This window comes from Paenibacillus xinjiangensis (assembly GCF_059686975.1).
In genome coordinates, this window is record NZ_JCAALS010000011.1 from 151,823 (window position 1) to 177,456 (window position 25,634).

24 protein-coding genes and 1 riboswitch are annotated in these 25,634 nt (G+C 48.7%); of the genes, 1 reads left to right on the forward strand and 23 read right to left on the reverse strand.

Features of this window, described 5'->3' with window-relative positions; genetic code table 11:
- Positions 1–22: 22 nt before the first annotated feature.
- The 23 genes from upp to AC6ESP_RS13310 all read right to left on the reverse strand — a co-directional run bounded on the left by upp (position 23) and on the right by AC6ESP_RS13310 (position 25,368).
- A complete protein-coding gene (upp, locus tag AC6ESP_RS13200) occupies positions 23–652 on the reverse strand; it encodes a uracil phosphoribosyltransferase (RefSeq protein WP_497097198.1) in 630 nt (209 codons plus the stop codon).
- 186 nt (positions 653–838) lie between these two features.
- On the reverse strand, positions 839–1,801 hold the full coding sequence (locus AC6ESP_RS13205) for an ABC transporter ATP-binding protein (RefSeq protein WP_497097199.1): 963 nt from the start codon (positions 1,799–1,801) through the stop codon (positions 839–841).
- Complete coding sequence (locus AC6ESP_RS13210; RefSeq protein WP_497097200.1) at positions 1,798–2,802, reverse strand: ABC transporter ATP-binding protein; 1,005 nt, start codon at positions 2,800–2,802, stop codon at positions 1,798–1,800. Before AC6ESP_RS13210 ends, AC6ESP_RS13205 begins: the two co-directional genes overlap by 4 nt.
- Positions 2,803–2,815: 13 nt before the next feature.
- On the reverse strand, positions 2,816–3,736 hold the full coding sequence (locus tag AC6ESP_RS13215) for an ABC transporter permease (RefSeq protein ID WP_497097201.1): 921 nt from the start codon (positions 3,734–3,736) through the stop codon (positions 2,816–2,818).
- Complete coding sequence (locus AC6ESP_RS13220; protein WP_497097202.1) at positions 3,736–4,668, reverse strand: ABC transporter permease; 933 nt, start codon at positions 4,666–4,668, stop codon at positions 3,736–3,738. Before AC6ESP_RS13220 ends, AC6ESP_RS13215 begins: the two co-directional genes overlap by 1 nt.
- Before the next feature lie 136 nt (positions 4,669–4,804).
- On the reverse strand, positions 4,805–6,466 hold the full coding sequence (locus AC6ESP_RS13225) for a peptide ABC transporter substrate-binding protein (protein WP_497097203.1): 1,662 nt from the start codon (positions 6,464–6,466) through the stop codon (positions 4,805–4,807).
- A gap of 726 nt (positions 6,467–7,192) precedes the next feature.
- On the reverse strand, positions 7,193–8,440 hold the full coding sequence (gene glyA / locus AC6ESP_RS13230) for a serine hydroxymethyltransferase (protein ID WP_497097204.1): 1,248 nt from the start codon (positions 8,438–8,440) through the stop codon (positions 7,193–7,195).
- A gap of 60 nt (positions 8,441–8,500) precedes the next feature.
- On the reverse strand, positions 8,501–9,106 hold the full coding sequence (locus AC6ESP_RS13235) for a TIGR01440 family protein (RefSeq protein ID WP_497097205.1): 606 nt from the start codon (positions 9,104–9,106) through the stop codon (positions 8,501–8,503).
- 27 nt (positions 9,107–9,133) lie between these two features.
- On the reverse strand, positions 9,134–9,592 hold the full coding sequence (rpiB, locus tag AC6ESP_RS13240) for a ribose 5-phosphate isomerase B (RefSeq protein WP_497097206.1): 459 nt from the start codon (positions 9,590–9,592) through the stop codon (positions 9,134–9,136).
- A 403-nt stretch (positions 9,593–9,995) separates the two neighbouring features.
- Positions 9,996–10,076, reverse strand: a riboswitch (ZMP/ZTP riboswitch).
- A gap of 75 nt (positions 10,077–10,151) precedes the next feature.
- Positions 10,152–10,724 (reverse strand): low molecular weight protein arginine phosphatase, encoded by a 573-nt coding sequence (locus AC6ESP_RS13245; protein ID WP_497097207.1) that lies wholly within the window; start codon positions 10,722–10,724, stop codon positions 10,152–10,154.
- A 51-nt stretch (positions 10,725–10,775) separates the two neighbouring features.
- Complete coding sequence (locus tag AC6ESP_RS13250) at positions 10,776–11,336, reverse strand: manganese efflux pump MntP (RefSeq protein ID WP_497097208.1); 561 nt, start codon at positions 11,334–11,336, stop codon at positions 10,776–10,778.
- 83 nt (positions 11,337–11,419) lie between these two features.
- The gene (locus tag AC6ESP_RS13255; RefSeq protein ID WP_497097209.1) at positions 11,420–12,490 is read right to left on the reverse strand and encodes an L-threonylcarbamoyladenylate synthase; all 1,071 of its coding nucleotides are present in this window, start codon (positions 12,488–12,490) and stop codon (positions 11,420–11,422) included.
- A gap of 665 nt (positions 12,491–13,155) precedes the next feature.
- Positions 13,156–13,890 carry a stage II sporulation protein R gene (gene spoIIR, locus AC6ESP_RS13260; protein ID WP_497097210.1) on the reverse strand — a complete coding sequence of 245 codons (735 nt, stop codon included), beginning with the start codon at positions 13,888–13,890 and terminating at the stop codon, positions 13,156–13,158.
- 140 nt (positions 13,891–14,030) lie between these two features.
- Complete coding sequence (prmC, locus tag AC6ESP_RS13265) at positions 14,031–14,966, reverse strand: peptide chain release factor N(5)-glutamine methyltransferase (RefSeq protein ID WP_497097211.1); 936 nt, start codon at positions 14,964–14,966, stop codon at positions 14,031–14,033.
- A gap of 162 nt (positions 14,967–15,128) precedes the next feature.
- Positions 15,129–16,199, reverse strand: coding sequence for a peptide chain release factor 1 (gene prfA / locus AC6ESP_RS13270; protein ID WP_497097212.1), 1,071 nt, complete (start codon positions 16,197–16,199; stop codon positions 15,129–15,131).
- Between the two features lie 230 nt (positions 16,200–16,429).
- Complete coding sequence (locus AC6ESP_RS13275) at positions 16,430–17,053, reverse strand: YcnI family copper-binding membrane protein (protein ID WP_497097213.1); 624 nt, start codon at positions 17,051–17,053, stop codon at positions 16,430–16,432.
- Between the two features lie 194 nt (positions 17,054–17,247).
- The gene (locus tag AC6ESP_RS13280) at positions 17,248–18,930 is read right to left on the reverse strand and encodes a copper resistance CopC/CopD family protein (protein WP_497097214.1); all 1,683 of its coding nucleotides are present in this window, start codon (positions 18,928–18,930) and stop codon (positions 17,248–17,250) included.
- 284 nt (positions 18,931–19,214) lie between these two features.
- Positions 19,215–20,315 (reverse strand): redox-regulated ATPase YchF, encoded by a 1,101-nt coding sequence (gene ychF / locus AC6ESP_RS13285; RefSeq protein ID WP_497097215.1) that lies wholly within the window; start codon positions 20,313–20,315, stop codon positions 19,215–19,217.
- 175 nt (positions 20,316–20,490) lie between these two features.
- Positions 20,491–21,258 carry an IucA/IucC family C-terminal-domain containing protein gene (locus AC6ESP_RS13290; protein ID WP_497097216.1) on the reverse strand — a complete coding sequence of 256 codons (768 nt, stop codon included), beginning with the start codon at positions 21,256–21,258 and terminating at the stop codon, positions 20,491–20,493.
- Positions 21,259–21,292: 34 nt separating this feature from the next.
- Positions 21,293–22,300: an ABC transporter substrate-binding protein gene (locus tag AC6ESP_RS13295; protein WP_497097217.1), complete on the reverse strand. Its 1,008-nt coding sequence runs from the start codon at positions 22,298–22,300 to the stop codon at positions 21,293–21,295.
- Between the two features lie 195 nt (positions 22,301–22,495).
- Entirely contained in the window at positions 22,496–24,274 is a 1,779-nt protein-coding gene (locus AC6ESP_RS13300) for a helix-turn-helix domain-containing protein (protein ID WP_497097218.1), read from the reverse strand.
- Positions 24,275–24,418: 144 nt separating this feature from the next.
- Complete coding sequence (locus tag AC6ESP_RS13305; protein ID WP_497097219.1) at positions 24,419–24,892, reverse strand: class I SAM-dependent methyltransferase; 474 nt, start codon at positions 24,890–24,892, stop codon at positions 24,419–24,421.
- Between the two features lie 62 nt (positions 24,893–24,954).
- Entirely contained in the window at positions 24,955–25,368 is a 414-nt protein-coding gene (locus AC6ESP_RS13310; protein WP_497097220.1) for a hypothetical protein, read from the reverse strand.
- 85 nt (positions 25,369–25,453) lie between these two features.
- Here AC6ESP_RS13310 and AC6ESP_RS13315 point away from each other — a divergent pair, with 85 nt between their 5' ends.
- Positions 25,454–25,597, forward strand: a complete 144-nt coding sequence (locus AC6ESP_RS13315) for a hypothetical protein (RefSeq protein WP_497097221.1) — start codon at positions 25,454–25,456, stop codon at positions 25,595–25,597.
- Positions 25,598–25,634: the final 37 nt, after the last annotated feature.

The following is a 25,634-nucleotide window of genomic DNA, read 5'->3' on the forward strand; positions in this document are numbered from 1 at the left end:
ATTAACTCGCGCCAATTCAGCGCTAATTTGTGCCAAACATGCGATCCCCGGCATCTCCAAGACCCGGAATGATATAACCCTTCTCGTTCAGACGCTCGTCCAGTGCAGCAAGATAAATATCGACGTCCGGATGAGCCTCCTGCACAGCCTTCAGACCCTCTGGTGCAGCAATGAGGCACATCAGCTTGATTTGATCACAGTTACGCTTCTTAAGGGCATTGATCGCAGCAATAACCGATCCGCCTGTCGCTAGCATAGGATCAATGACGATCAGCAAGCGGTCTGGCGCATCGGTTGGAAGATTAATGTAATATTCTGTCGGCTGAAGCGTTTCGTGATCGCGGAACAAGCCAATATGACCAACCTTAGCGGCTGGAATCAGCTTCAATATCCCTTCCACCATACCAAGACCAGCACGTAGAATAGGCACTAGCCCAAGCATGCGGCCTGAGATGACCTTCGCTTCTGTCTCTGCTACCGGTGTATTCACCGTTATCGTGTCGAGCGGGATGTCTCTTGTAATTTCGTAAGCCATTAACGTTGCAACTTCATCAACCAATTCCCGAAAATCCTTTGTATTCGTTTCTTTGTTCCGAATAAAAGTCAGCTTGTGCTGAATTAACGGATGGTCGCATATTACCAATTTGCTCATGGAGCGTAATTCCTCCTGTGTGGATATGTTCTACTTGGGCACAATCCCGTTTATTATATCATTGTAAACAGGTCGTTGCATCCTGTGATTTCATACGATAATCATTGTGACAAGAAAAGTCTTCTTTTTCCAAAAAAGCCCCAAGCACGGCTGATGCAGCCAAGCTCAGGGCATTCAATCGATTGTTTATACGGAAGCGTAGTGGCAGGAAGCGTAATGTCCTTTCCTTACTTCCACAAGCGCAGGTTCAACTTCTTTGCAATGCTGCGTTGCCATCGGGCAGCGCGTATGGAACTGGCATCCGCTTGGCGGATTGATTGGACTAGGAAGATCTCCCGTCAGCACGATGCGCTCACGGTTCTCCTCCACCTCTGGATCAGGGATCGGAATCGCCGACAGTAGAGCACGCGTGTATGGATGCGCTGGGCTTGCATACAGCTCACTGCTCTCTGCGAGCTCAACGATTTTACCCAAATACATAACGGCAACCCGGTCACTGATATGCTTAACCATAGACAGGTCATGGGCAATGAACAAGTAAGTCAGACCCATTTTACGCTGCAAATCCTGCAAGAGATTGACCACTTGCGCCTGAATAGACACATCAAGCGCTGAGATTGGCTCATCCGCAATAATAAATTTCGGGTCTACTGCGAGTGCGCGAGCAATACCGATACGTTGACGCTGACCACCAGAGAACTCATGCGGGTAACGCGTTGCATGATCGGGGTTAAGGCCAACGATATCGAGCAGATGCTCAACTCTCAGCTTCCGCTCTTTCCTGCTGCTCACGAGATTATGAATATCCAGCGCTTCGCCGATGATGTCCATAACGGTCATCCGCGGGTTCAAGGAAGCATACGGGTCCTGGAAGATCATCTGCATATCACGACGCAGAGCCTTTAGCTTCGCGCCTTTCATCTTGTAGATGTCTTGCCCGTCGAATGTAACGCCACCGCCAGTAGGCTCATAGAGGCGCATGATCGTGCGTCCAGCCGTTGATTTGCCGCAGCCGGATTCTCCAACCACACCAACGGTTTCCCCTTTTTGAATAGAGAAGGTTATATCATTAACGGCGCGGAGCGTGTCTCCACCGCCGAGATTGAAAAACTTGCGCAATTGATTAATTTCTATGAATGGCGCACTCATACCGACACCTCCTTGTTAGCGTTAGCATAAGGATGTGCAAGCCAGCAAGCGGAAGCATGCGATTCATTGCCGTCTACAGCCAGTAATTCAGGGTCGTTGTCCACGCATACCTTCATCGCATAATCACAACGAGCACAGAAGCTGCAGCCTGCAGGAGGCTTGATCAGATCTGGCGGCATACCGTAGATCGGAACGAGCGGCTCATCCTTCCTCTGGTCCAGGCGAGGCAGCGAGCGCAGCAGCCCTTTCGTATAAGGATGCTTCGGATTTTTGAATATCTCCCACTTCGTGCCTGTTTCCACTACTTTACCGGCATACATAACGATGACTCGATCACACATATCCGCTACAACACCAAGGTCATGAGTAATAAGAATAATAGAAGTGCCAAGCTTAACCTGCAGATCCTTCATTACGCGCATAATTTGTGCTTGGATCGTTACGTCGAGTGCCGTTGTCGGCTCATCCGCAATCAGCAGCGATGGGTTACACGCCAGAGCAATCGCAATCATCGCCCGTTGACGCATACCGCCGGAGAACTGATGCGGATATTGATCCACACGTGAGGAAGCATTCGGGATACCAACGAGATTGAGCATTTCAATGGCCCGCTCACGCGCTTTGGCTCCACTAACCCCTTGGTGCTTGACCAGACCCTCTGTAATTTGGCGTCCAACCGTCAAGGTCGGATTGAGTGAGGTCATTGGATCTTGGAAGATCATGCCCATCTCTTTGCCGCGTATATCTTCCATCTGACCATTGGTCAGCCCTAGTATTTCTCTATCCTTGAACATAATTGATCCAGTGGTCTCCGCGGGAGGCGATGGAATCAAACGCATGAGCGATTGTGCAGTTACGCTCTTGCCGCAGCCCGATTCCCCAACAATGGCTACTGCCTCTCCTTTATTGACGTGAAAATTGACGCCGCGAACCGCCTTGACGACACCACCGCGAACTTTGAAATTAACACGAAGATCTTTTACTTCAAGTAACTTCTCCATCATTATCCACCTCCTACTTCTTCATCTTCGGATCAAGCGCATCTCTCAGACCATCGCCAAAAATATTAAAGCACAGCATCGTAATACTGATTACTGCCGCTGGGAAAATCATTCTCCAAGGATACAGATTCCATGCTTTGAGAGCATCGTTAATCATCGTTCCCAAGGAAGCTGCTGGCGACTGAACGCCAAGACCCAAGAAGCTTAGGAAGGCTTCTGAGAAAATAGCGCTCGGCACTGTAAGTGTCAGCGTCACGATAATAGGTCCCATCGCATTAGGAATAAGGTGACGGAACAAAATACGCGGTGTGCTGGCGCCTAGTGCTTGAGCAGCTAAGACATATTCCTGATTTTTGAGCTGCATAATCTGTCCGCGCACGATCCAGGCCATACTTACCCAGCCGGTTATACTGAGAGCCAATACAATGGTGAACATGCTCGGCTCTAGAATGACAATCAACAATATAATGATAAGCATGCTTGGAATAGAGTATATAATTTCACAGAAGCGGTTCAGAATCTCATCCACGCGTCCGCCGAAATAACCCATAATCCCGCCAATAATAACGCCAAGTACCAAGTCGGCTAGCGCCGCATAGATACCCACTTGAAGGGAAATTCCAGCACCCATCCAAGTCCGTGTGAATAAGTCGCGGCCAAGATCATCTGTACCGAACCAGTAAGTAGAGTTCGGATCAAGGTTTTTCTCCTTCAGATGATTGGTCTGGAAGTCCTGCTCGGAGATAATAGGACCAAAGATCGACATAAGAGTTACCAAGACCAGAACAACCAAGCTGAACATGGCTACTTTGTTCGACCTGAGACGAAGCCAAGCATCTTTCCATGCCGATATACTCTCGCGCACGACTACTTCTGTGACTTTCTCGTCCTTGCTAAGCTTGGCGAATTGATCTGGTGTGAAGGAGTCCTTCATTATTTTCCTCCTCCTCTGGACAGCTTAATACGCGGATCGACTAAGCCGTAAGCAATGTCAGTCAGGAACCGCGCAACCATTAGAATAATGCCATAGAATAAAGTAAGCCCCATTATGAGCGTATAGTCACGGTTAGTAATACTTTGAACAAAATATTTCCCTATTCCGCCAATACCGAAGATCTGCTCAACTACGACGGATCCGGTAATAATATTTGCTGTCATTGGGCCGATATAAGTGACAACCGGCAATATAGCATTACGTAGAGCATGTCTTACCAGTATGATACGGCCGCTGAGTCCCTTGGAACGCGCAGTCTTAATATAATCCGCAGACAAGACCTCCAGCATCGTTGAACGGGTCAAACGAGCGATAAAGGCTGCCGGAAGGAAGGATAGAGCAAGCACCGGCATGATGAAATCGGTCGGTTCATTCAGACCTGATACATTGAGCCAGCGTAATTTGCTTCCCAATACATATTGCAAGATAGAAGCTGCAAGAAAGTTAGGTATAGATACTCCTAGAACGGCTATAACGATTGTCGCGCTGTCCAGCCACTTGCGGTGATTGAGTGCAGCAATAATACCTAGAATTAGACCAGCCGCTAACGAAACGATGACAGCGAACAGGCCGATTTGTGCAGAATAAATAAAGCTTTCTTTGATAATACGAGAAACCGACATATACTGCTGCTTCATTGACATCCCGAGATCTCCATGAAGCAAGTTGTTCAGATACATGAGATACTGCTTCCACACCGGCTGGTCAAGGCCGTACATGGCCATCAGATTCTCTCTGATCTTCTCAGGGATAGCCTTCTCTCTGATAAAAGGATCGCCTGGAATGATTTTCATAAGGAAGAATGTTGCCGACGCCAGAACAAACAACGAAGCGATCATGGACAGAAACTTCTTTGATACATATTTTACCAACGGAATGGACACCTCCTTACAGAATATAAACAAGAAGAAATGTATCAGCTAAGGGCTTAAATTAGTCAATAAGAAAGGGATATATGCGGGCAATCCGCATATATCCCATCCCTAGCTTTAATTGCTGGAAGGACGACTATTCCGCTTCGTAATAACCTCTTGTATAGTCAATGTCGCCTTTATAGTCCAAGAATACGTTCTTGAATCCTGGTTTCAGCATATAAACGTTGCTGTAATAGTAGATCGGCATGATTGGCATGTAATCCATCAGAATTTGCTCTGCTTCTGTCATAGCCGCAATACGCTCAGCTTGATCACCGCTCGCGTATGCTTTTTTGATCAGTGCATCATATTCTGGTGAAGCAAAGCCAGTGTTGTTCTGGCTTCCGCCAGTTACGAACATATCCAAGTAAGTCATTGGATCGTTGTAGTCAGCTCCCCAGCCTGCGCGGGAGATTTGGTAGTTCATCGCTGTACGGTTTTTGAGCAATACAGCAAACTCTTGGTTCTCGATACCTACTGTAATACCGAGGTTTTGACGCCACATTTCAACGATTGCTTCAGCAATTTTCTTGTGGCCATCGCTTGTATTGAACACAACAGTTACATCAGGGAACTTGTCAAGCTTGAGCTCAGACAGACCTTCAGCTAGCAATTTCTTAGCTTCTTCAACATCTTCAGTGAAGAAATCATCTTTCACTTCTGTACGGTAGTCTTCTTTCAAGCCAATGATTCCTGGTGGTACGAAGCCGAAGGAAGGAACTTCGCCAGCCATCGTTACATCCTCAACGATCGATTGACGATCGATTGCCATCGCAAGTGCTTTACGAACTTTCACGTTGTTGAATGGAGCTTCTTCTGTATTGAATTGGTAGTAGTATGAGCTTGCGATACCTTTAGTAACGAACTCATCACCTTTTGTTTCTTTAAGAGTAGGAATTTGCTCAGCTGGAATCTCACCAGTTGGCTTACCTGTGTAGTCCAGCATGTCTGTCTCATAGTTCGCTAGCTCTGTTGCAGATTCAGCGATCATAGAGAAGTCAACGCCTGCGAATTTCACTTGATCTTTGTCATAGTAGTTTTCGTTAGGCACCAATTTGATGGAGATGTTATGTTTCCACTCACCCATTTTAAAAGGACCGTTACCGATGATTGTCTCAGCATCTGCTGCCCAAGCAGCGTTCTCCTTAGCGGATTGATGCGTTGGAAGATAGACATAGAAAGAAGTCAGACCCAAGAAGTAAGGAGTTGGAGCAGCTAGTTTAACTTCAAGCGTTTGAGCATCAAGTGCTTTGACGCCTACGCCGTCTGCATTAGCAGCTTTACCTTCGTTATAATCTTGTGCGCCAGCGATGTAGTAGAATTGGTAGGCATACGTCGATCCTGTAGCAGGGTCAAGCGTACGTTTCCAAGAGTATTCAAAGTCATTAGCCGTAACCGGATCACCATTGCTCCACTTCGCATCCTTACGGATTGTGAAAGTGTAAGTAAGTCCGTCTTCGGATACTTCCCATTTTTCTGCAGTAGCAGGAACGCTTTCGCCGCTCTCGTCTTTACGAGTTAGGCCTTCATAAATACCAGTAGCAATTGTGCCGGATACGTTATCTTCCATTAGTGCTGGGTCAAGTGTCGAAGGCTCTGAATGAAGGTTCATTCGGAATACTTTCGCACCAGTTGATCCCTCGCCATTTGCAGCGCCGTTGTTGCTTGTTTCTTCTTTAGGCGTACAACCAACCGCTACAATTGCAAGAATGAGTAGTGCTGAAATAAAGGATAGAGCAGACTTTCTTGTTCTCATTGTAATCCTCCCATTTGTTTTCTTCACTCTGTTCAATGCGGACAGATCCTTCTCCTTCACTCGCCTAAAAGACCCACTTTCGTATCTATGTAACGACACAAATGTACGCACCCCATTGAGCAAAAGTTTAAATATTCATCCCATTCAAACATTGAGCTTGAAGTTTACTAATAATTTTCACTATACATAAATGTTAATTATTTATCAACAATATGTAAGCTGTAAATTTATGTTTATAGATACTATTTTAGTGTATTCTTTAGCACATTACCGCGTTATTACAATTAATTAATTTGTTGCTTTAATGCTGTACAGCGTTTATACATACTAATAATTCATTACATTAACGCTTCGAAGCAATTACAGTAATTTTTTACCTTTTATAGTTTTAATTATAAAAAATATACTATAGTTCGAATTTTCAATTTTTTTACAGAAAAATCGTATTATTAACCACATACCACTCTAATCAACGCGGAATCTTCGTATTAGTTGACAGATATACCTGCTATTGTTCAATTTCCAAAATATTATATATACCTCATATATCTGATGTATTTTTGTTCATTCACTGTAAGAAAATGTTCACAAACAGCTAATCTTCCCCTTTTCATTAGAGATATTATGGTATGAACTCCATCTTATTATGCGGCTGGCAGGCAACAAAAAAAGATCTATGCGGCGCCTAGGCACCGCATAGATCTTTTTGAATGAATTGTGAACAAATTAATAAGTTGTGCTTGGGTACAGTGGATATTGTGCCGTAAGGTCACGAACTCTGCCGCGAGCTTCCGCCAGAATAGCCTCATCCTTCGGATTTTTGAGCGTGAGTGCGATCACTTCACCAATAATTCTCATCGCATTCTCGTCCATGCCGCGGGAAGTTGCAGCAGGAGTTCCCAAACGAATACCGCTTGTTACGAATGGACTTGTTGGATCGAATGGAATGGCATTCTTGTTCGCCGTAATACCCACTTCGTCAAGCACATGCTCTGCTTCTTTACCTGTGATGTTCAGGCTGCGAGTATCAACAAGCATCAAGTGATTGTCTGTACCGCCAGAGACGATATTAATGCCTTCTGCAATCAAGGTGTCCGCCAATACTTTGGCATTGTTGATAACTTGTTGTGCATATTCTTTCCAAGACGGCTGTAGAACTTCACCGAATGCAACCGCTTTGGCAGCGATGATATGCATGAGTGGACCGCCTTGGGAGCCTGGGAATACGGCTTTATCAATAGCTGCTGCCCAAGGCTGACGGCATAGAATCATACCACCGCGAGGACCGCGAAGCGTTTTGTGTGTTGTCGTTGTAACAAAGTGTGCATGAGGCACTGGGTTCGGGTGAAGACCAGCAGCAACAAGTCCAGCGATATGAGCCATATCAACCATGAACAATGCGCCTACATCTTCAGCGATTTTGCCCAATTTCTCGAAATCGATTGTACGCGGGTAAGCACTTGCTCCAGCTACGATAAGACGAGGACGGTGCTTGAATGCCGCTTTGCGAACTTCTTCATAATCAATAGTGAAAGTGTCTTCGTTAACACCATAAGCTACGAAATTATAGAGCAAGCCGGAAGCGTTAACTGGGCTGCCGTGCGTCAAGTGACCACCATGCGCCAGGTTCATGCCGAGTACAGTGTCACCAGGCTTCAGAACTGCCAAGTAAACAGCCATGTTCGCTTGAGCACCGGAGTGAGGCTGAACGTTCGCGTGCTCCGCTCCGAAAATTTCTTTGGCACGGCCCCGTGCGATATCTTCTACGATGTCAACATGCTCGCAGCCGCCGTAGAAGCGCTTGCCTGGGTAGCCCTCTGCATACTTGTTCGTCAATACGGAACCCATAGCTTCAAGAACCGCTTCGCTGACAATATTCTCAGAAGCGATCAACTCGATGTTATCGCGTTGGCGCTGCAGTTCAAGGCCCATAGCCTTTAGTACTTCAGGATCTTGCTTACGTAGATTTTCCATAATGAATTGCCTCCTCGAATTCGTATAAGTATAGGAATGTATAACCAAATCAAGCACTTGCTAATCGCATGTCCCCGAGTTCTCTGCAAGGCTCGGAGCCGCTGCTCCCTCAAGCTCATATACAGCACGTACTCCGCCAATCAGCTTCGGCCTTGTTACTGCCATCGTCACATGGGCTGCCCCAATGCTGCGAATCGATGGTCTTACAGGAACAGCCACCCGGCGAAGATGCATGCCAATGAACGTATCACCGATGTCGATGCCCGCATGAGCCGATATCGTCTCAACGAGACAGGCATTGTTCAAATGACGATAAGCATAAGCGGCCATAGAGCCGCCCGCCTTCGGCACTGGTACAGCAGCCACCTGCTCAAGCCCGAGCTTGTCTGCTACAGCCTGTTCAACAACCAGAGCCCGGTTCAAATGCTCACAGCACTGGTATACGGGATGAAAACCGATCTCGCGGCGAACCGCTTCAACACCTGCGAATATTTGAGCTGCTGCTTCTACCGTTCCGGATGTTCCAATTCGGTGTCCCAGCACTTCACTCGTGCTTGTTCCGATAACGAGCAGCTGCCCTGAAGACAGCCCTCCGGCTGCTGCCAATTCGCGAACAATCTGTTCCACGTCCCTTGCAATGTGCGGATTGCTATCGATTGTACTCATGCTGACCGATCTCCTTTATCCAGTTGCTTAAGGGTGTACGGCATACTGCTCCTCAATTTGTTTCACTTTATTAACCCGCGCTACGTGACGCTCTCCTTGAGTGAATGGCGTCTCCAGCCATACCCGAATAATTTCTTGAGCAACGCCTGGACCAATAACGCGTTCACCCATCGCGAGTACGTTGGAATCATTGTGCTCTCTTGTAGCTTTGGCAGAGAACAAGTCATGTACGAGCGCGCATCTTATGCCAGGAATCTTATTCGCAGCAATCGACATTCCGATGCCAGTACCGCAAATCAGAATACCGCGATCTGATTGACCGCTTGCTACTCTGTCGGCCACAGGCAAGGCATAATCGGGATAATCCACGGACACTGTGCAATCACAGCCCAAGTCCTCGATTTCATGGCCTAGTGATAAAATAAACGGGACGATTTCGTCTTTCAGTCGGTAACCACCATGATCAGCACCAATTGCAATTTTCAACGTTGACCCTCCTAAAGGTTTTTGCGAAGCAAAAACCAACTTCGTAAGCTTTGACTTAGGTTTTTGCGAAGCAAACTTCGTAAGCATATGCTTAGGTTTTTGCGAAGCAAACTTCGTAAGCATATGCTTAGGTTTTTGCGAAGCAAACTTCGTAAGCTTTGACTTGGGTTTTTGCGAAGCAAACTTCGTAAGCTTGTGCTTAGGTTTTTGCGAAAGCCAGCCAAGCTGTACTAGCGTAGGCTTATGCTTTTGCATTGCAAAATTCACTCAGGTAGCAGCTGCTTAGGCTAAGCACCCTCGATTCGACTTCACAAGCTTAGCTGTGTCGAATCATACGGTCTTATTATACCTAATTCCGTCGAAAAAGACGAAAAAAAGAGCATGACATGCTCTTCAGCATGCTGCTCTTTGCCCAGGCGACCGGCCGTATGTTCCGATGCTCCACCGTGGTTACCCACTTCCGTCGCCAGTCACATCGGAAACCGTCTTTGTTCCTTTATCATAGCCGATACCTAATCGGAAATCAATCCTATTATGTCTTCCAACTAGCGGAATTTTATCACTGCTCCAGCTTATCCAACAAACGGTTTATTCCATCCTCAATCTCATCTGCACACAGCCGATACATCTCAAGCGTACCACCGAACGGATCACCAATATCAAAGCTAGGGATACGCCGTTCCAATTCCAGCAGCTGCGACCGTTCTGCCGCAGAAAGCTGCTGACCCAGCGCTTGCTTCATATGCATCTCGGTATACAGCCTCTCGAGCTCTTGAATATCAGCTAGAACAGAGGTATCTTGATTAGCGAACTCCTTTAACGTGTAGGTTTTATCCACCACCTCAGGGAACCACTGCAGAAGACCTCTTTTATGTCCAGATGTCATTGTTAGAATTAAATCCGCCCAACCTATAAATTCACTGCTAATCGCACGCGATGAGCTGTTGTGTTCTATATCACGAGCACGCAGCGTTTCAGCAGCATTCGACGAGATCGCTAGGCCATCTACTGTTGATACACCAGCAGACCGGACTTCGACAGCTATACCACGCTGTCTCGCCAGCTTCCTGAGCAGCGCCTCGGCCATTGGTGAACGGCATGTATTGCCGGTACAAACGAACAAAATACGCATGAAGTCGCAGGCCCCTCTCTTGATTATTGTAATTAAGCATACCAGTGTTTCCTATATAATAAACAATATCCCGAAAACAAGTAAGACCGCTCCGCCAATTGCCTCACCGTATTCGCCGAGATTACGACTTACCCTACGGCCAAGCATCAAGCCTAGAATGGACATAACCCCACCAGCTAATCCGAACAAGAGAATTGTCAGTAACAGATCTGCGGCGAACATGCCAAGCGTAATGCCAACGGAGAAGGAGTCAATACTCACACTTAACGCGAACAGAAGGGTACCCCATGTACTTCGATAATTAAAGGATTGCACAGCTTCTCCGCGCAGAGAGCTATAGATCATATGCCCGCCGAGAAGCACTAATAATAAGCCAGCAACTATTGTCGCCACATCACCGAGCAATCCGCTCACGAATTGACCAGTGAACATTCCAGCAAGGGGCATGACTATATGAAAAAGCGCAATAATACTGCTCAGCTTCACAATATCCCGCAGACGTATTCCTTTTAGCCCAATACCGATACCAAGCGAAAAAGCATCCATTCCGAGCGCAATCGCCAAAATGAATAACGTTACAAACTGTCCGGTATGCACTGTAGCTTCCATCACCGTATATCGCCCCCATGTCCACATGCATTCTTAATCAACTTATGCGGACAAGCGGAGAAACAGAATACAGCTTGTTTAACTAATTAGATACGAACGATTCGATTGCCTGCCGCCTTCGATAATCGATTCATTAACGCGGCACCGATGCCTTCCTCTGAGCAGCCCTCTGCCCAGATTAGCTCAACACCTTCTGAATCGAACTTACGTAAAGCTGCATACAGCAGCTTCGCTGCTTGCTCAAGCTGTAGCTCGCTCCCATAGCTTAGAACTAGATCAGCATGATAGCGAGATATACGCTCTTCGAATGCGAGAACACCAGTCTTACGACCCTTCTGACTCTCCTCCATAACCTTCGCCTCAATGTAAGCAGATACCTTCTCTTCTTGGCCTTGAACAATCTGCATCATGCCGCGCGGAGCGTAATGCGTATATTTCATGCCTGGTGAACGAGGTGCTTCCAGCTGCTCTGCCGCAGCTTCGGAAGGAGCATCGATTGCAGCATTTGGAGCCGCTTGCTCGAGCTGCTCCCGTGTTACTCCGCCGGGACGAAGTATTCGTATGGTCTGGGAATTCGTTAGCTCAATTACGGTTGATTCCAGCCCCACTCCTGTAGGTCCTCCATCGACTATGCCGCTAATCCTTCCTTCTAGATCCTCAATAACATGCTCTGCTAATGTTGGACTTGGTCGCCCTGACCGATTGGCACTGGGTGCTGCAACTGGACAGCCCGACTGACTGATTAGAGCTAGTGCTATCGAATGGTCCGGCATACGGACACCTACCGTACTGAGTCCAGCTGTTACGAGTGGCGACACTGCCCCTTGGCGAACCGGCAGCACAATAGTAAGCGGGCCTGGCCACAGCCGTTCCATCAACTGACTGGCTAGTTCCGGATATGGCAGAACGAGCTCCTCAAGCTGCTTCTCCTCTGATATATGCACAATGAGAGGATTATCGGAGGGTCTGCCTTTTGCCGCAAAAATCTGCTCCACAGCCTGTGTATTCCTCGCATCCGCACCCAAGCCGTACACCGTCTCTGTCGGAAAAGCAACCAGTTCACCTGCCCGAAGCAGCTCTGCAGCCTCAGTCAGCTGCTCAGAGGTCTGTTCATCCTTATCCTCAGCGTCAATTCGCCACACCTTCGTTGTTATCATCTCTATCCTTCAATCCCTGCTATTGTATGTTCTCTGACTGCCCCCATTATACCATAGGCCGTTGTTCTTGCGGAGAGTGTGCGGCATGCTCGAATCAGCCGCAGCAAGCTCAATAGCCGCCTTAGTTCGACTGATACTAGCTAGTCCTTGCTCGGTAACGCCCCAGTAAGTTCAAAAACGACCTTAGATGCTCCTTAAGCGGCTTATCCAGCTCCAATAAGCCCAATAATGGCCTTAGTTCGACTATACTAGCTAGTCTTTGCTCGGTAACACCCCAATAAGTTCAAAAACGATCTTAGATGCTCCATAAGCCGCTTATCCAGCTCCAATAAGCTCAATAACGGCCTTAGTTCGACTGATACTAGCTAGTCTTTGCTTGATATCGCCCCAGTAAGCTCAAAAACGACCTTAGATGCTCCATAAGCCGCTTATCCAGCTCCAATAAGCCCAATAACGGCCTTAGTTCGACTGATACTAGCTAGTCTTTGCTTGATATCGCCCCAGTAAGCTCAAAAACGACCTTAGATGCTCCATAAGCGGCTTATCCAGCTCCAACAAGCTCAATAACGGCCTTAGTTCGACTGATACTAGCTAGTCTTTGCTCGGTAGACCTCAATAAAAAAGCCCAATACGTTTAATACGTACGGGCGAGTGCTCTGCTCATGCTAGGAAAAAAGGTTCTTGAGCCAGCCAAAAAGGTTTTGGAGCATTTCCCAAATGAAAAACTTCGCTTCTGGAGCTTCGCCTTCATTAGCAGAATCAGATGCATGCTCTACAGATGCTTTCTCAGACTTGGACACTTTCACTGAACTCTCTTCCATATCCTTTTGATCAGCAGGCGCGGCTTTCGCATCAACCGGAGCAGCAGCTTCTGCAGCAGATGCTTCTCCTGTTGCCGCATCAATGAAGCATAATGGCGGGAACAGCACGCACCACCAGTTCTGACCTTTGCCTTCACCTAATGTAATCAACAGCGCTTCATAATCTCCAGCTGGATATACTTCACTGCCATATATTTTCGTAGGGAATGGAACTTGGTCAAGCTGAGCGTTATACGAGTAATCGAACCCGCGGGCACTCAAAACCTCGCCTACAATCTGCTCCACTTCTCCCATATGCGCTTGCAGCGTAATCCGTGCTTCATCAATCGTCTGCGGCCCTGTTACCCAGCCGTTCATTGCTTCTACTACTGCGTCTCGAACGACACGTTTAACTGCCTGATCGGCAGGAGCATCCGAATTGGCTAATATACGGAGTCTTATGGACTCCTGTGGAATTTGTCCACTGGCTACAGCTGCATCGTTATGCTGAAGCTCCCAGCTCATAATCAAGATAAGAAAGGCAAACAACATGAACCCATACGATGGACGAAAAGAAAAACGGGAATAATGGCGGGACATACACACAAGCTCCTCTCGTGCACCCGTCGGTGCTTCAGCTTGCGTTCCGGAACGTATCTATCCGTAAGTATGTCCGCTATTCCCGTTCTATAAACCTCGTACCCTAGTTAAATATCCAACAATAGTAGATTCATATTTTACTAGTGTTTGATCGCCATAACGTGACGCTCAATGCCAGCATAATCCGTAATGATGCGCACTTCATCCCAAGCGCCGAATTCACGCAGCAGCGCAGCAACGTCCTGAGCTTGGCCCATGCCGAGCTCGAAGGCGACAATGCGCGGGATCTGCAGCAGATCCGGCAGCTGCAGGATCATTCTGCGGTACGGGTCCAGCCCGTCCGCACCGCCATCCAGCGCGAGGCGCGGCTCATAGTCGCGCACTTCGCGCTGCAAGCCCGCAAGCTCATCCGCCGGAATATACGGCGGATTCGACACAAGCACGTCGACGCGCACAGCTTCCGCCGCGTCAAGTGCCTCGGCGCCGCGCTTCGCGAACGGCGCCAGCAGGTCGCCCTGCACGAACGCCATGCGGCCCGCCGCCTCATGGCGGCCCGCATTCGTGCGGGCGACAGCCAGCGCGTCCTCCGACAAGTCGGACGCGCACACGCGCCAGCCCGGACGCTGCACAGCAAGCGTCACGGCGATGGCGCCGCTGCCAGTGCCGACGTCAACGACCGTCGGCACCTCACCCACAGGCGGCCACAGACTATCGGCGGCCTCCAGCACGGCCTCGACGAGCAGCTCCGTCTCGGGCCGTGGAATAAGCACGGCCGGCGTCACGAAGAACGGCCGCCCGTAGAACCACTGCTCGCCGATAATGTATTGTACCGGCTCGCCCGCCGCTTTGCGGCGAACAACCTCCTCCCACCTGTCCACAAGTCCAGCTGGGAACGGCTCATTCCAATCGCGCAGCAGAGCCATGCGCTCAATCTCCAGTACATGCATGAGCAGCAGCTCCGCATTCGAGCGTGACTCCTCTACTCCCTGCTCTGCAAAAAAGGAGGAAGCCTGCATGCAGGCTTCCCTAATGGTGAACGGCAGAATGAACAGCCGTTCCTCTCTATATTCGCTCATCTAGCCAACGTCCTTCCTTTCACTCCAACTGGAGTGTAACGTTAGTTCAGCTCTATTTACTAATCAAGCCAACACTCTCTCGCTCCAACCGAAGCGAAACGTTAGTTAAGCTTTCTATTTATCATTAAGCCAACGCCCTTTCACTCCAACCAGAGTGTAAAGTTAGTTCAGCTCTCTCTCCATCAAATCTGCTTGCTCAGCAATCGTCAGTGACGAGATAATTTCTGTAATATCACCGTTCATAACGGAATCCAGCTTATGCAGCGTCAAGCCGATACGGTGATCAGTTACGCGGCTCTGCGGGAAGTTGTACGTACGGATACGCTCACTGCGGTCGCCAGTACCAACCTTGCTCTTACGCTCGCCTGCGTACTTCGCTTCTTCCTCTTGACGACGGATATCAGCAATACGGGCACGCAATACTTGCAAAGCCTTCGCTTTGTTCTCATTCTGCGATTTGCCGTCCTGACAAGTCGCCATAATGCCTGTCGGCACATGCAATACGCGGACAGCGGATTTCGTCGTATTAACCGACTGACCGCCCGCTCCGCTGGAGCAGAACGTATCGATACGAATATCCTTGTCAAAAATCTCAACGTCTACCTCTTCAACCTCCGGCATAACCGAAACCGTCGAAGTTGACGTATGAATACGGCCGCCTGATTCCGTTACCGGAATACGCTGTACCCGGTGCGCGCCGCTCTCGAACTTCAGCTTGCTGTAAGCACCTTTGCCGTTAATCATGAAGATAACCTCTTTGAAGCCGCCGAGATCATTCTCATTGAAATCCATCAGCTCTACACGCCAGCCTTGTGTATCTGCGAACTTCGTATACATCCGATACAGCTCGTAAGCGAACAAAGCCGCTTCGTCGCCGCCTGCTGCGCCGCGGATTTCCACGATAACGTTCTTGTCGTCATTCGGGTCCTTCGGCAGAAGCAGAATATGAATCTTCTCATCCAGCTCTTCCTTGCGTGAAGACAGCTCATCAATCTCCATCTTCACCATTTCACGCATTTCATCATCCAGCTTCTCGCCCTGCATGACCTTAGCGTCAGCTAATTGCTCTGATACTTGCTTATATTCCGAATAGGCTTCATAAGCCTCTTGTAAATCCGACTGTTCCTTGGAGTATTCCCGTAGACGCTTCGGATCACTTGCTACATCCGGATCGCACAACAGTTCACTTAACTTCTCATAACGGTCGGCTAGCGCTTGTAAACGGTCCAACACAATTAGTCACCTCTGTTATTCCTCTTTGATACCCTCCATTATAACATAACACTTGCATTCTTTCGACTGGTGTATTTGCCTAAACCGCAAACATACTTTCTCATACAACCTTTGCATCCAATCACCTAGGTGGTCTTATGCATATCCTATGAGCATGAGCCCTTCCAATTGCCTAATATACGCTATAAAAAAAACCCGCGAACCAAAGTCCGGTCCGCAGGCTACCCCTCTTATTTCTTACGTTTAGCGAGCGCTGTTCCAAGCGCCGCTGCGCCAAGCACTACAGCGATAATAGATAGAATGAGCGGCAGATTAGATTCTGACGTATCCGTCTCTTCTGCTTCTACAGCAGTCGCTGCTCCGTGACCATCGCTGCTAGCTACCGCTGCAGTCACCGTCGTCACCGAAGCTGGCTTATCTGAACCATCAGCGCCTACCCACTCCACGACGCTGTTGTCACTGTAGCTCTGGTACGCTTTCCACACGAGCTCCTGTGCATCCTCATTGACTTTGCCGCTCATGCGGAATTCCGTGAATTCCGTTTCGCTTAGACCAGCGCCTTCAGTCGTCCAAGTAATACCAACGATCGCATCGTTCGCATCCTTCTCCAGCTCATACGTCCAGCCCTGCTTCGGTTCTACCCGAGTTACAGCGGCACCTTCAGCCACCTTGACCTCGACTTTGACCGTATTAACCCCTTTAGATTCGCTAGGTACCCGAACGGTGAACACCTGGTAAGAGTTAGCCGGCGCCTCCTTCGGCTGAACCGTAACATGCGCGCTGGCAAGGCCCGCGAACAAGAATAAGCTAAGGCATACTGAAGCAGTAACCATCCATTTTTGCAAAGCTTTCATTCCTCTACATCCCCTTCTTATGATCGAATAGACGTCCATCTGTTGACTCGTTTCCAAGTATACGCACTCACATGAGCTATGACATGACTCGATAGAGCTATGAAACCATGAATATTTTGTGGCAGTTGAGAATCGCATGTACACACATTAAAGGGCATCGCCTGATCAGTCAGGCAATGCCCTTATGTTCTCGCTTAATAATTGTTGAAGGATGTCTCCCTGACGACCTCGTTATCCTCTTGGTCCATCACACGAATCTCCGCCGTCCACTTGCCGGCATAAGGCAGGAACGGCCCCTTTGCTTGATAGGTGGTTCTAATGAACCCTGGGAACGAATTATACGACGTATCATCAATGATCTCGAGAGGCACATCAATCGGAACATCCTTGCGCTCCTCAGAACGCAGCCTGAGCACCACGGATTTGGCTTCCCCAAGCTGCTCCGGCAGCCATATCTGGAGATTGAACGTATTGTCGCTGCCCGGCACATTCGGTGACACGTCAAGTGTCAGATGCAGATCCTCACCCATCTGATGATAGTTGTACGGTTCATTATCAGGAAGCGGACTAATATAGGTGAATATAGCCGCCATAATAACTATGCTGACCATGAAGATCGCATCTGCCTGAAGCAGCTTGCCATCCGGCATGCCATTAGTCCGCATCCTCCTGCGCAGCAGCATTCCCGTCACAAGCACAACGACGACAAGCACGGTTTTGACAACAAGCAAGCCACCCCATGTCGTTAGCCATAAGTAAGAGAGCTTGGGCAGGAAGAGGAGCGTCATAACGACTCCACTGATGACCAATGCTATCAGCGAGATCAGCGCCCCTTGGGAGAAGCTCGCCCCGAACCTGCCCGCTTCCTTCCGGTCCGTGAACCACAATACAAGAAGGATGACGAGCCCGCCTGCCCATACAGCCGCGGCGAGCAGATGAACGAAGTCGAAGGCAATCGTCAGCAGCTTCGGATCATTGGCTGCCGGATGCCCGATCAAGCTCTCAACCGCAACGATAAGGACAACCCATAGAAGCTGAACATATTTGCCGAGCTTCGGTAAAACGAACCCGGCCAGAGCAAGCACGATCAGCTCAAGCCAAGCTCTGCCAATTGAAGTACCGGTGAACAAAGTCCCCCACTTGCCCAGCGGCTGCCCCGCCATAATTTCTCTCGCTTGCAGGAACACGAGAACCAGGACAGACAACAACAGCGCACGCATCGAAATGATGGTCAGACGACTGAATACCTTGCGAACAGACTCCTCTGACCGATGGAATAACGCAGACCACGTCATGACTCCTGCCGCAAGCAGGAGCGAGCTGTAGTACAACACCCTTACCACATGCATCAGCCAGCTGCTTGCCTGACCGCTACCACTGTTCGATCCGCTGGTCTCCGATAACCCTTCGAAGGTCGAGCCGTCCTTCCACTCTGGCGGGCTGCCAATCACGAACACATAAGAACCGCTAACCGGATGACCATCCTCAGACACAATTCGATAAGAGACCGTGTAGACACCATCCTCAAGTGCCGGAAGCGGCAGCTTAAGCTCCGTTCCATTCCCGCTGAGCTCCGGCTCTGTACTCGTCACCTTGCGAGACTTGGAATCCAGCACCTCTAATGAGCCTACTCCTGGATCAATCGGTTCATTGAAGGTGAGCGTGACGAATGGCGGAGCCTGCTCCAGCCTTGCATTCGCCTCCGGCACCCGCTGCTCAAGCGAGGCATGCGCGGATACCGTTGATATCGCAGCCCCCATCATCCAGACCATCATCATCCCTATAACAAGAAGCCTTAGACAGCTGACTGTATGGCTTCGTTGGAATCGATTATATCGATTGCCTCTGTGTGTTCCCTGAATTGCATCCACCTTCATGCCTTGTATCGCTTCCTTTCAGACAGCCCGTCTCACCGTAATATAGGAAAAAACGACCTCATAAGGTCGTCTCTCCCATTCTATTGTGTATATAACGCTAAGCGGCTCATTTTCTGTTCACTCACTCTCAAGTATACAGCTCCCGTCTGGCGAGAGGCATGACTCGAAAGAGCTATACAGACGTGAATCTTGTGTGAAAGTAACCGCTCAGAGCCATCCACAGCCTTGGACTTCGAGAAAAAGAAGACCCCGTAAGGTCTTCTTTTGTCATCTTGCCTTATAGACTATACGTTGAAACGGAAATGCATAATGTCTCCGTCTTTGACCAAATACTCTTTGCCCTCAAGGCGAAGCTGACCCTTCTCCTTGGCTGCGTTCATCGAACCAGCTGCAACGAGATCATCATAGGATACAACCTCTGCACGGATGAAGCCGCGCTCGAAGTCTGTATGAATAACGCCTGCCGCTTGCGGAGCTTTCATGCCTTGACGGATCGTCCAAGCACGAACCTCTTGTACGCCTGCTGTGAAGTATGTGTACAGACCTAGAAGCTTGTACGCCGCTCTAATCAGACGATTAAGACCAGACTCATCAAGCCCCAGCTCCTCCAGGAACATCGCTTTGTCTTCACCCTCAAGCTCAGCGATCTCCTCTTCCACTCTAGCGCTGATTGGCACCACTTCTGCATTCTCAGCTTTAGCGAAATCACGAACGATCTGAACATAAGGATTGTTGTCAGCGTCAGCCACTTCTGCTTCACTCACGTTAGCTGCATACAGCACAGGCTTCATCGTGAGCAGGTGAAGATCACGAATGAGCAGCTTCTCGTCATCGCTCAGCTCGATACTGCGCGCTGGCATATCGTTATAGAGAGCTTCTTTCACGCGCTCCAGCACCTCAACCTCTTGAGCAACCTTTTTGTCGCCGCCCTTCAGGTTCTTGCGGGAGCGTTCGATCTTCTTGTCGACAGAGTCGATGTCAGCTAGAACAAGCTCCAGATTGATCGTCTGAATATCGCCCAGCGGGTCGATCTTGCCGTTGACATGCGTAATGTTCTCGTCAACGAAGCAGCGAACAACGTGAACGATCGCATCTACCTCGCGGATATGAGCGAGGAACTTGTTGCCAAGCCCTTCCCCTTTGCTCGCGCCAGCTACAAGACCAGCGATGTCGACAAATTCGAAGGCAGTAGGCACGATGCTTTTGGGAACAACGAGCTCCACCAATTTATCTAGACGATAATCAGGAACCTCTACTACTCCAACGTTAGGATCAATCGTACAGAAAGGATAGTTAGCGGATTCTGCACCCGCCTGCGTAATTGCATTAAATAAAGTGGACTTGCCGACGTTCGGCAATCCAACAATTCCAGCTTTCAAAGCCATGCGTTAAGACACCCCATTTTCCGAAGTAACAATCTCACGTCATTATACCCGAAGCCCACTAACAATAAAAGCCTGTAGCCGTATTAGTTTAGAATTAGAGTTGTGACGCGCCGCCCCGGAAGCTGGTAAGCGCTAATAGGCTTATGTGTCATTGAACGCACCGTACTTGTATCCCTTAGCTCCTCAGCTTCGGGCAGTTAGAGCAGTATTCTTGAGCGCTGGAGACCTCATAGTAGAAGCAGCAGGTTTTGCGAACCCGCATAGCTGTATTAGAATCAATTGAGCATGTCGATTTGCCATAAAAGCGGCTTAGCGGATTTTGTTGTTCCCCGAATAAAGCACCAGGAGCCTGATGAATCAGATATTGAAAGTCTGCTTGTGCTCGTGACTTCTCTTGCTGTTCACCCGTTTCCCCGATTCGTTTCTCGTATAGTGAGAACACACGAACCGCAACATTCTCCCATAATATTGGTTTTGGCACGTTGGCCACTCTAGACATGACCGCTATTAATTTCCCTAAATTTCCGGCAAAAAGAGCTGAAATGACCGTATTGCGCCAAGCATCCCGTTCACTAGCTTCTGGGATTGCAGCATCCATAGCGGCTAGACTGACATGCTCCAGCCAGGATTCACCTTGTGATGATTCAATAAAGCAATTTTCTAGTGATAAATCTAGTCCCTTGTCGTACACGGTCATGGCATACAGCAGCGGAACAGTAGTTAAGAAGGCGTACCTTTTAAAAAACTGCGAGGCTGTGGTCATCCTCGATGGGGACTGTAGAAGTACTGTCAGCCTGTCCAAATAATCGGAGCACATCTCCATGTCGAGCAAGTCCACAGCTTTTACCGAATGAACAGGATGGGTTGCACCATATTCACACAAGCCAAAGTGCTGGATCAAGTAATCCTGTTCATCCTGCGCGAGCCGTAACTGCTTGTTCATACAGAACCCCCCCTAAATTCTCGCTCAAAAGGATTTAAGTGAGCGCATCAGCGATCTGATCGACAATCAAGTTGATCGCAATAGGTCCATAATAACCAATCCACTGCGCCGTGTTTTCCACATATACCTGGTTGGACTTAACCGCGTCCAGGTTTTTCCAGATTGAAGTGTTCTGAAACTCAGTCGTTAGCTCCACATTCGTATCATCCTGGAGTAGAAACATATGATCGGTAGCCAGCTCTGGCATAACCTCAAGAGAAATCATCACACTTGTATCCGTACTGTTGACTGCCAATTTGGGTGGAGTCAGGCCTAGATCGTCGTACAGAATTTGTGAAGTTCGATGCGATGACGTTTGGAGACGAATCATTCCATCTCTGGGCCGGATCAAGCCAACCGTTTGGCCCTTCATTTTGTCTGTCAATGCCGTTTTTAGTTCGCTTATTTTTTGTTTGTAACCATCAACCAGCTCTTGCGCCTCTTGTGGCTTATTCAAGATTTGCCCAAACTTGAGCAGTACTGTCTGCCAATCCTCATTGCGCTCTAGTACAATCGTCGGTGCGATTTTTAGTAAATCCTCGTAGATCTCATCATGGAATTCCGTTGCGATGATGAGATCCGGTTCTATTGCAATGATTCCTTCCAGATTCGGTTCCACATACGTTCCGAGTAACGGGATATTACCCATCTTATCGCCCAGATATGGAGGAAGTCCGTTGTCGGTTTCAGCTATTACGCTGCCCGCCGGCTGAATGTCCAGCGCCAGCATTTGATCCGCGTACTGGACGTCCAACACGACAATTTTCTCCGGTACGTTCTTAAGCGTCATTTCACCCTTCAGATGCTGGATGGTGACCGGTGCTGCCAGCTCCACTGCGGAGTTGTTGTTTACGGACTCATTATGGTTGGCTTGAGATTGACTCGTAGACCCTGCCCCAGTATTATTGCTGCCTTGATTGGAGCTGTCTGAGCATGCGCCCAGTAATAGGACTAAACTTATCAGCAGGCTAAAAGTCCACACAAACCTCATTCTTGGATACATATGTATAATCCCTCCGGTTTTTTATTGAGAATGACACTCATCGTCACTTACAACACTATAACGACTAGCTCTGTTATCTTCAATGGATATCTGCGACAATAGCCATGGATTATGACGTCAAAAAAAACACCATTGCCCGGATCGGAGGATCCGGATACAACGGTGTTTTTTCCTTGCACTGTACGATAAAAAAGGCTATTTCGCATCCAAGAAGACTTCCGCCACTTGATCAACCACCTGATTCATCGTGATAGGGCCGTAATAAGCAATCCACATGCTCGCTTTGGCATGGTAAACGTGCTGCTGCTGCACGGCGCGCAGACTTTTCCAAGTATTCGTGGTCTGAATCTCATCCGACCAAGCCTTACATTTATTGTCGGTCAATACGAAATAATGGTCAGCATCCAGCTCCGGCAATCCCTCCAAAGCTATGATTGAACTGGTCCTTTTGCGGTCAACCGCTAGCTTCGGCGGATACAGCCCCAGATCACTGTATAGAATTGACGCCGTACGATGAGCGCATGTATGCAGCCTAATGATATTGTCCTGCGGCCGGATCATCGTTACCGACTGCCCATGCAGCTTGGCTGCCAGTGCCGATTTCAGCCCACTGATTTTTTGTTTATACTGCTGTAAGACCTGCTCCGCTACAAGCTTCTTGCCCATAATCCGCCCGATGATTCGTAGTGTTTCTCTCCAGTCACGATTACGCTCGAGCATAATGGTCGGCGCTATATGCTTAAGGCTTTCATAAATATTCATCTGGAACTCGGTGCAGATGATCAGATCGGGCGCCAAAGCACGCAGTGCTTCGAGATCGGGTTCATCCAGCGTTCCCAAAGGCTGGACACCGCGCAGCTTGCCCATCAGATACTCAGGAAAGCTAATAAGATCTCCGGTTACCATGACGCTGCCGGCCGGCTGCTCACCTAGAGCCAGCATATGGTCCATAAACTGGGGATCCAGCACAGCAATTTTCTCAGGCTGCCACTCAAGCATCAGCTCACCTTTAAGATGAATGATCGTCCGCAGTGAGCGACGTATAGCAGCATCCAGTGGATTTGTCGGCGCCTTTATGCTGCCGACTGTTTCCAGATTAGGCGCGATTACAGTAATCGTCTCCGGTTCATCACCTCTGGCTTGATACATCGATTCTCGATACGTGCTTGGAGAAACGCCCGTGGAACGCTTAAATAACCGGCTTAAATAGTAGCTGTCCACATAACCGACTGCTTCGGCGATCTCCTTGAGCCCTGCATTCGTACAGCGTAGTAATTCCTTGGCTTTGTCTATGCGGATCTGCATCAGGTAGTCAATCGGCCCAAAAGCTAGTCGCTTGTTGAACATCCGCTGCATTGTTCGAGGACTGCAATTCAATAGCGCTGCAAGAGTATCTGCTGTGATCGGTTCGGCATAGTGTTCATCCATATATCTGGCAGCCTGCAGCACGATATCCGGGGAAGTCTTCTCCAATCTCTGGTTCTGCAATTGGCCCATCAGCTCGCAAATGAACTGATAAAATAATGATTTCACCTGCAGCTTCGCCATCGCTTCCGGCTGGCCCCACTCCTGCTCCATACGGGACAAGAATAGAAGCAGCGGAGCAGCATGGCTGACCACAAAACCATATTGGATCTTAAACGGTTCCGTGCTGGTCAGCAATTGAAGCAGCTCTTGGCTGCACGGCAGCGGCAGAGAGGCCTTATATTGGATCATATAGTATTCTAAATGGTCGGTAATCTCCATGATAGTGACAACTGTGCCTTTGCCAGCGTGACAAGCATATCCATTCTCCACATGATGCTCAGCCCCGTCCAGCAGAAGTCGAGCACGCCCCTTTATCGTGTATAACAGCGCACTCGACGAAAGCTTGAATGTGTGTGAATGCTCGCCAACCGGCAGCTTGATCCGCTGCACATCCTGTATTTTTAGCGATATATGGTTCCAAAGAATAAGGTGATTCTCCACAATCATAGAATGATGTCAACTCCTAAGGACGGTCTGTAGGTGGCTTTATATATGAAGTCTATCTTTTCCCTTCGAGATAACTCCATCTTAACACTATCGATCACAGGATATACAGCTTGATACATGCATATTGCCTTGGTATAGCACCGATCAACCCTTCTTCCGGCACACCGCAACAACATACATCGGCTCGCAGCTCTTGAACTGGCTCAGAGGCAGAGGCTCATGCCCTACATCGGCCATTACCTTGCTCTCCTCCCTACCTGCAGGGAGCCCGCTCATCTGCCGCAGCCAATTCAGCGAGGCGAATCTGGAATCATCGATCGGATTCTGCCCATATAGCTCCTCAATATCATAATGAACCAATAAATCCCCTAATAGCTCAGCTGTCCGGTATTCGAAGCGATGGTAGGGATTGAACGGCTGCTCTTCAAAATAAAGCGGGGGATTCGTGACCGTCCGGTTCGGCGTTGAGACGATGAACCTTCCTCCCGCCTTCAATACACGGGCAGACTCCTGAATCCATGCCGCCCCTTCAGCGACATGCTCAATTGTCTCGAAGGAGATAACCGCATCGAAGGACGCATCCTCATACGGTGTATCACGCGCCTCCCCCTCTGCCATCAACATAGGTTCATGTCATCAGCATATGTAAGCGCGGCTGTATCAGTATAGACGCTAGCTGCCTATTGCTTGCTTTTATCCACGAAGGACAGTCCGAACAGGAAGCCCGCAAGCAGATTGAGGAGCACCTTATTCTTATCATCTAGCAGCATTCTCATCAGTGTGTGAATCGTTCCCTCTGCCGAGGTGTACAGCTGACCCTGATAGACGGCCGTCAAATAATTGGCAATAATGAGCAGGAGCGAGAGGACGAGGGTCCAGATGGTTGCTCGAATACGTATGCGAAAAGCTCCGCCCAGCAGCAGGTGCAAGCTTGCGCCGAAGCCGAACAGCATTGCGAACTGAACGAACAGGTACTTCGTTGTCACTCCTGGATCACCATTGCGGATCAGAACCTCATTACTAAGGAATACCACCACTAGACTAAACAATAAAAACAGAATAAATACCGCATATCTATAAAAAGCCTTATTCACTACGTACACCCCTCATTATGTAATACTTGCTGCATGTCCTGCCCTGCTGTGGAAATACTACCGGAGCAAGGAGGTGATACCTGCGATGGAGAACAAAACCCACCAAGGCAATTATAAAGGCACAACCCACATGAAGGCAAAAAATCAAGATATGGCTTTCGTTAACGATAACGTAGAAGACGCCAAGTCCGTCACTAATTTCTCTTCCAAAAAGAAAAAATCAGATTAGCTCCCACGACAAAAGCACCGCCCCTTCAGATGCTGGA

Coding starts and splice junctions, on each gene's coding strand:
- AC6ESP_RS13275 (WP_497097213.1), bottom strand. CDS start 17,053: ATGAAAGCTTTGCAAAAATGGATGGTTACTGCTTCAGTATGCCTTAGC.
- AC6ESP_RS13255 (WP_497097209.1), bottom strand. CDS start 12,490: ATGATAACAACGAAGGTGTGGCGAATTGACGCTGAGGATAAGGATGAA.
- AC6ESP_RS13305 (WP_497097219.1), bottom strand. CDS start 24,892: ATGGCAGAGGGGGAGGCGCGTGATACACCGTATGAGGATGCGTCCTTC.
- AC6ESP_RS13245 (WP_497097207.1), bottom strand. CDS start 10,724: ATGCGTATTTTGTTCGTTTGTACCGGCAATACATGCCGTTCACCAATG.
- AC6ESP_RS13300 (WP_497097218.1), bottom strand. CDS start 24,274: ATGATTGTGGAGAATCACCTTATTCTTTGGAACCATATATCGCTAAAA.
- glyA (WP_497097204.1), bottom strand. CDS start 8,440: ATGGAAAATCTACGTAAGCAAGATCCTGAAGTACTAAAGGCTATGGGC.
- upp (WP_497097198.1), bottom strand. CDS start 652: ATGAGCAAATTGGTAATATGCGACCATCCGTTAATTCAGCACAAGCTG.
- AC6ESP_RS13215 (WP_497097201.1), bottom strand. CDS start 3,736: ATGAAGGACTCCTTCACACCAGATCAATTCGCCAAGCTTAGCAAGGAC.
- AC6ESP_RS13280 (WP_497097214.1), bottom strand. CDS start 18,930: ATGAAGGTGGATGCAATTCAGGGAACACACAGAGGCAATCGATATAAT.
- AC6ESP_RS13290 (WP_497097216.1), bottom strand. CDS start 21,258: ATGAACAAGCAGTTACGGCTCGCGCAGGATGAACAGGATTACTTGATC.
- AC6ESP_RS13235 (WP_497097205.1), bottom strand. CDS start 9,106: ATGAGTACAATCGATAGCAATCCGCACATTGCAAGGGACGTGGAACAG.
- AC6ESP_RS13210 (WP_497097200.1), bottom strand. CDS start 2,802: ATGGAGAAGTTACTTGAAGTAAAAGATCTTCGTGTTAATTTCAAAGTT.
- AC6ESP_RS13295 (WP_497097217.1), bottom strand. CDS start 22,300: ATGTATCCAAGAATGAGGTTTGTGTGGACTTTTAGCCTGCTGATAAGT.
- spoIIR (WP_497097210.1), bottom strand. CDS start 13,890: ATGTCCCGCCATTATTCCCGTTTTTCTTTTCGTCCATCGTATGGGTTC.
- AC6ESP_RS13315 (WP_497097221.1), top strand. CDS start 25,454: ATGGAGAACAAAACCCACCAAGGCAATTATAAAGGCACAACCCACATG.
- ychF (WP_497097215.1), bottom strand. CDS start 20,315: ATGGCTTTGAAAGCTGGAATTGTTGGATTGCCGAACGTCGGCAAGTCC.
- prmC (WP_497097211.1), bottom strand. CDS start 14,966: ATGAGCGAATATAGAGAGGAACGGCTGTTCATTCTGCCGTTCACCATT.
- AC6ESP_RS13205 (WP_497097199.1), bottom strand. CDS start 1,801: ATGAGTGCGCCATTCATAGAAATTAATCAATTGCGCAAGTTTTTCAAT.
- AC6ESP_RS13225 (WP_497097203.1), bottom strand. CDS start 6,466: ATGAGAACAAGAAAGTCTGCTCTATCCTTTATTTCAGCACTACTCATT.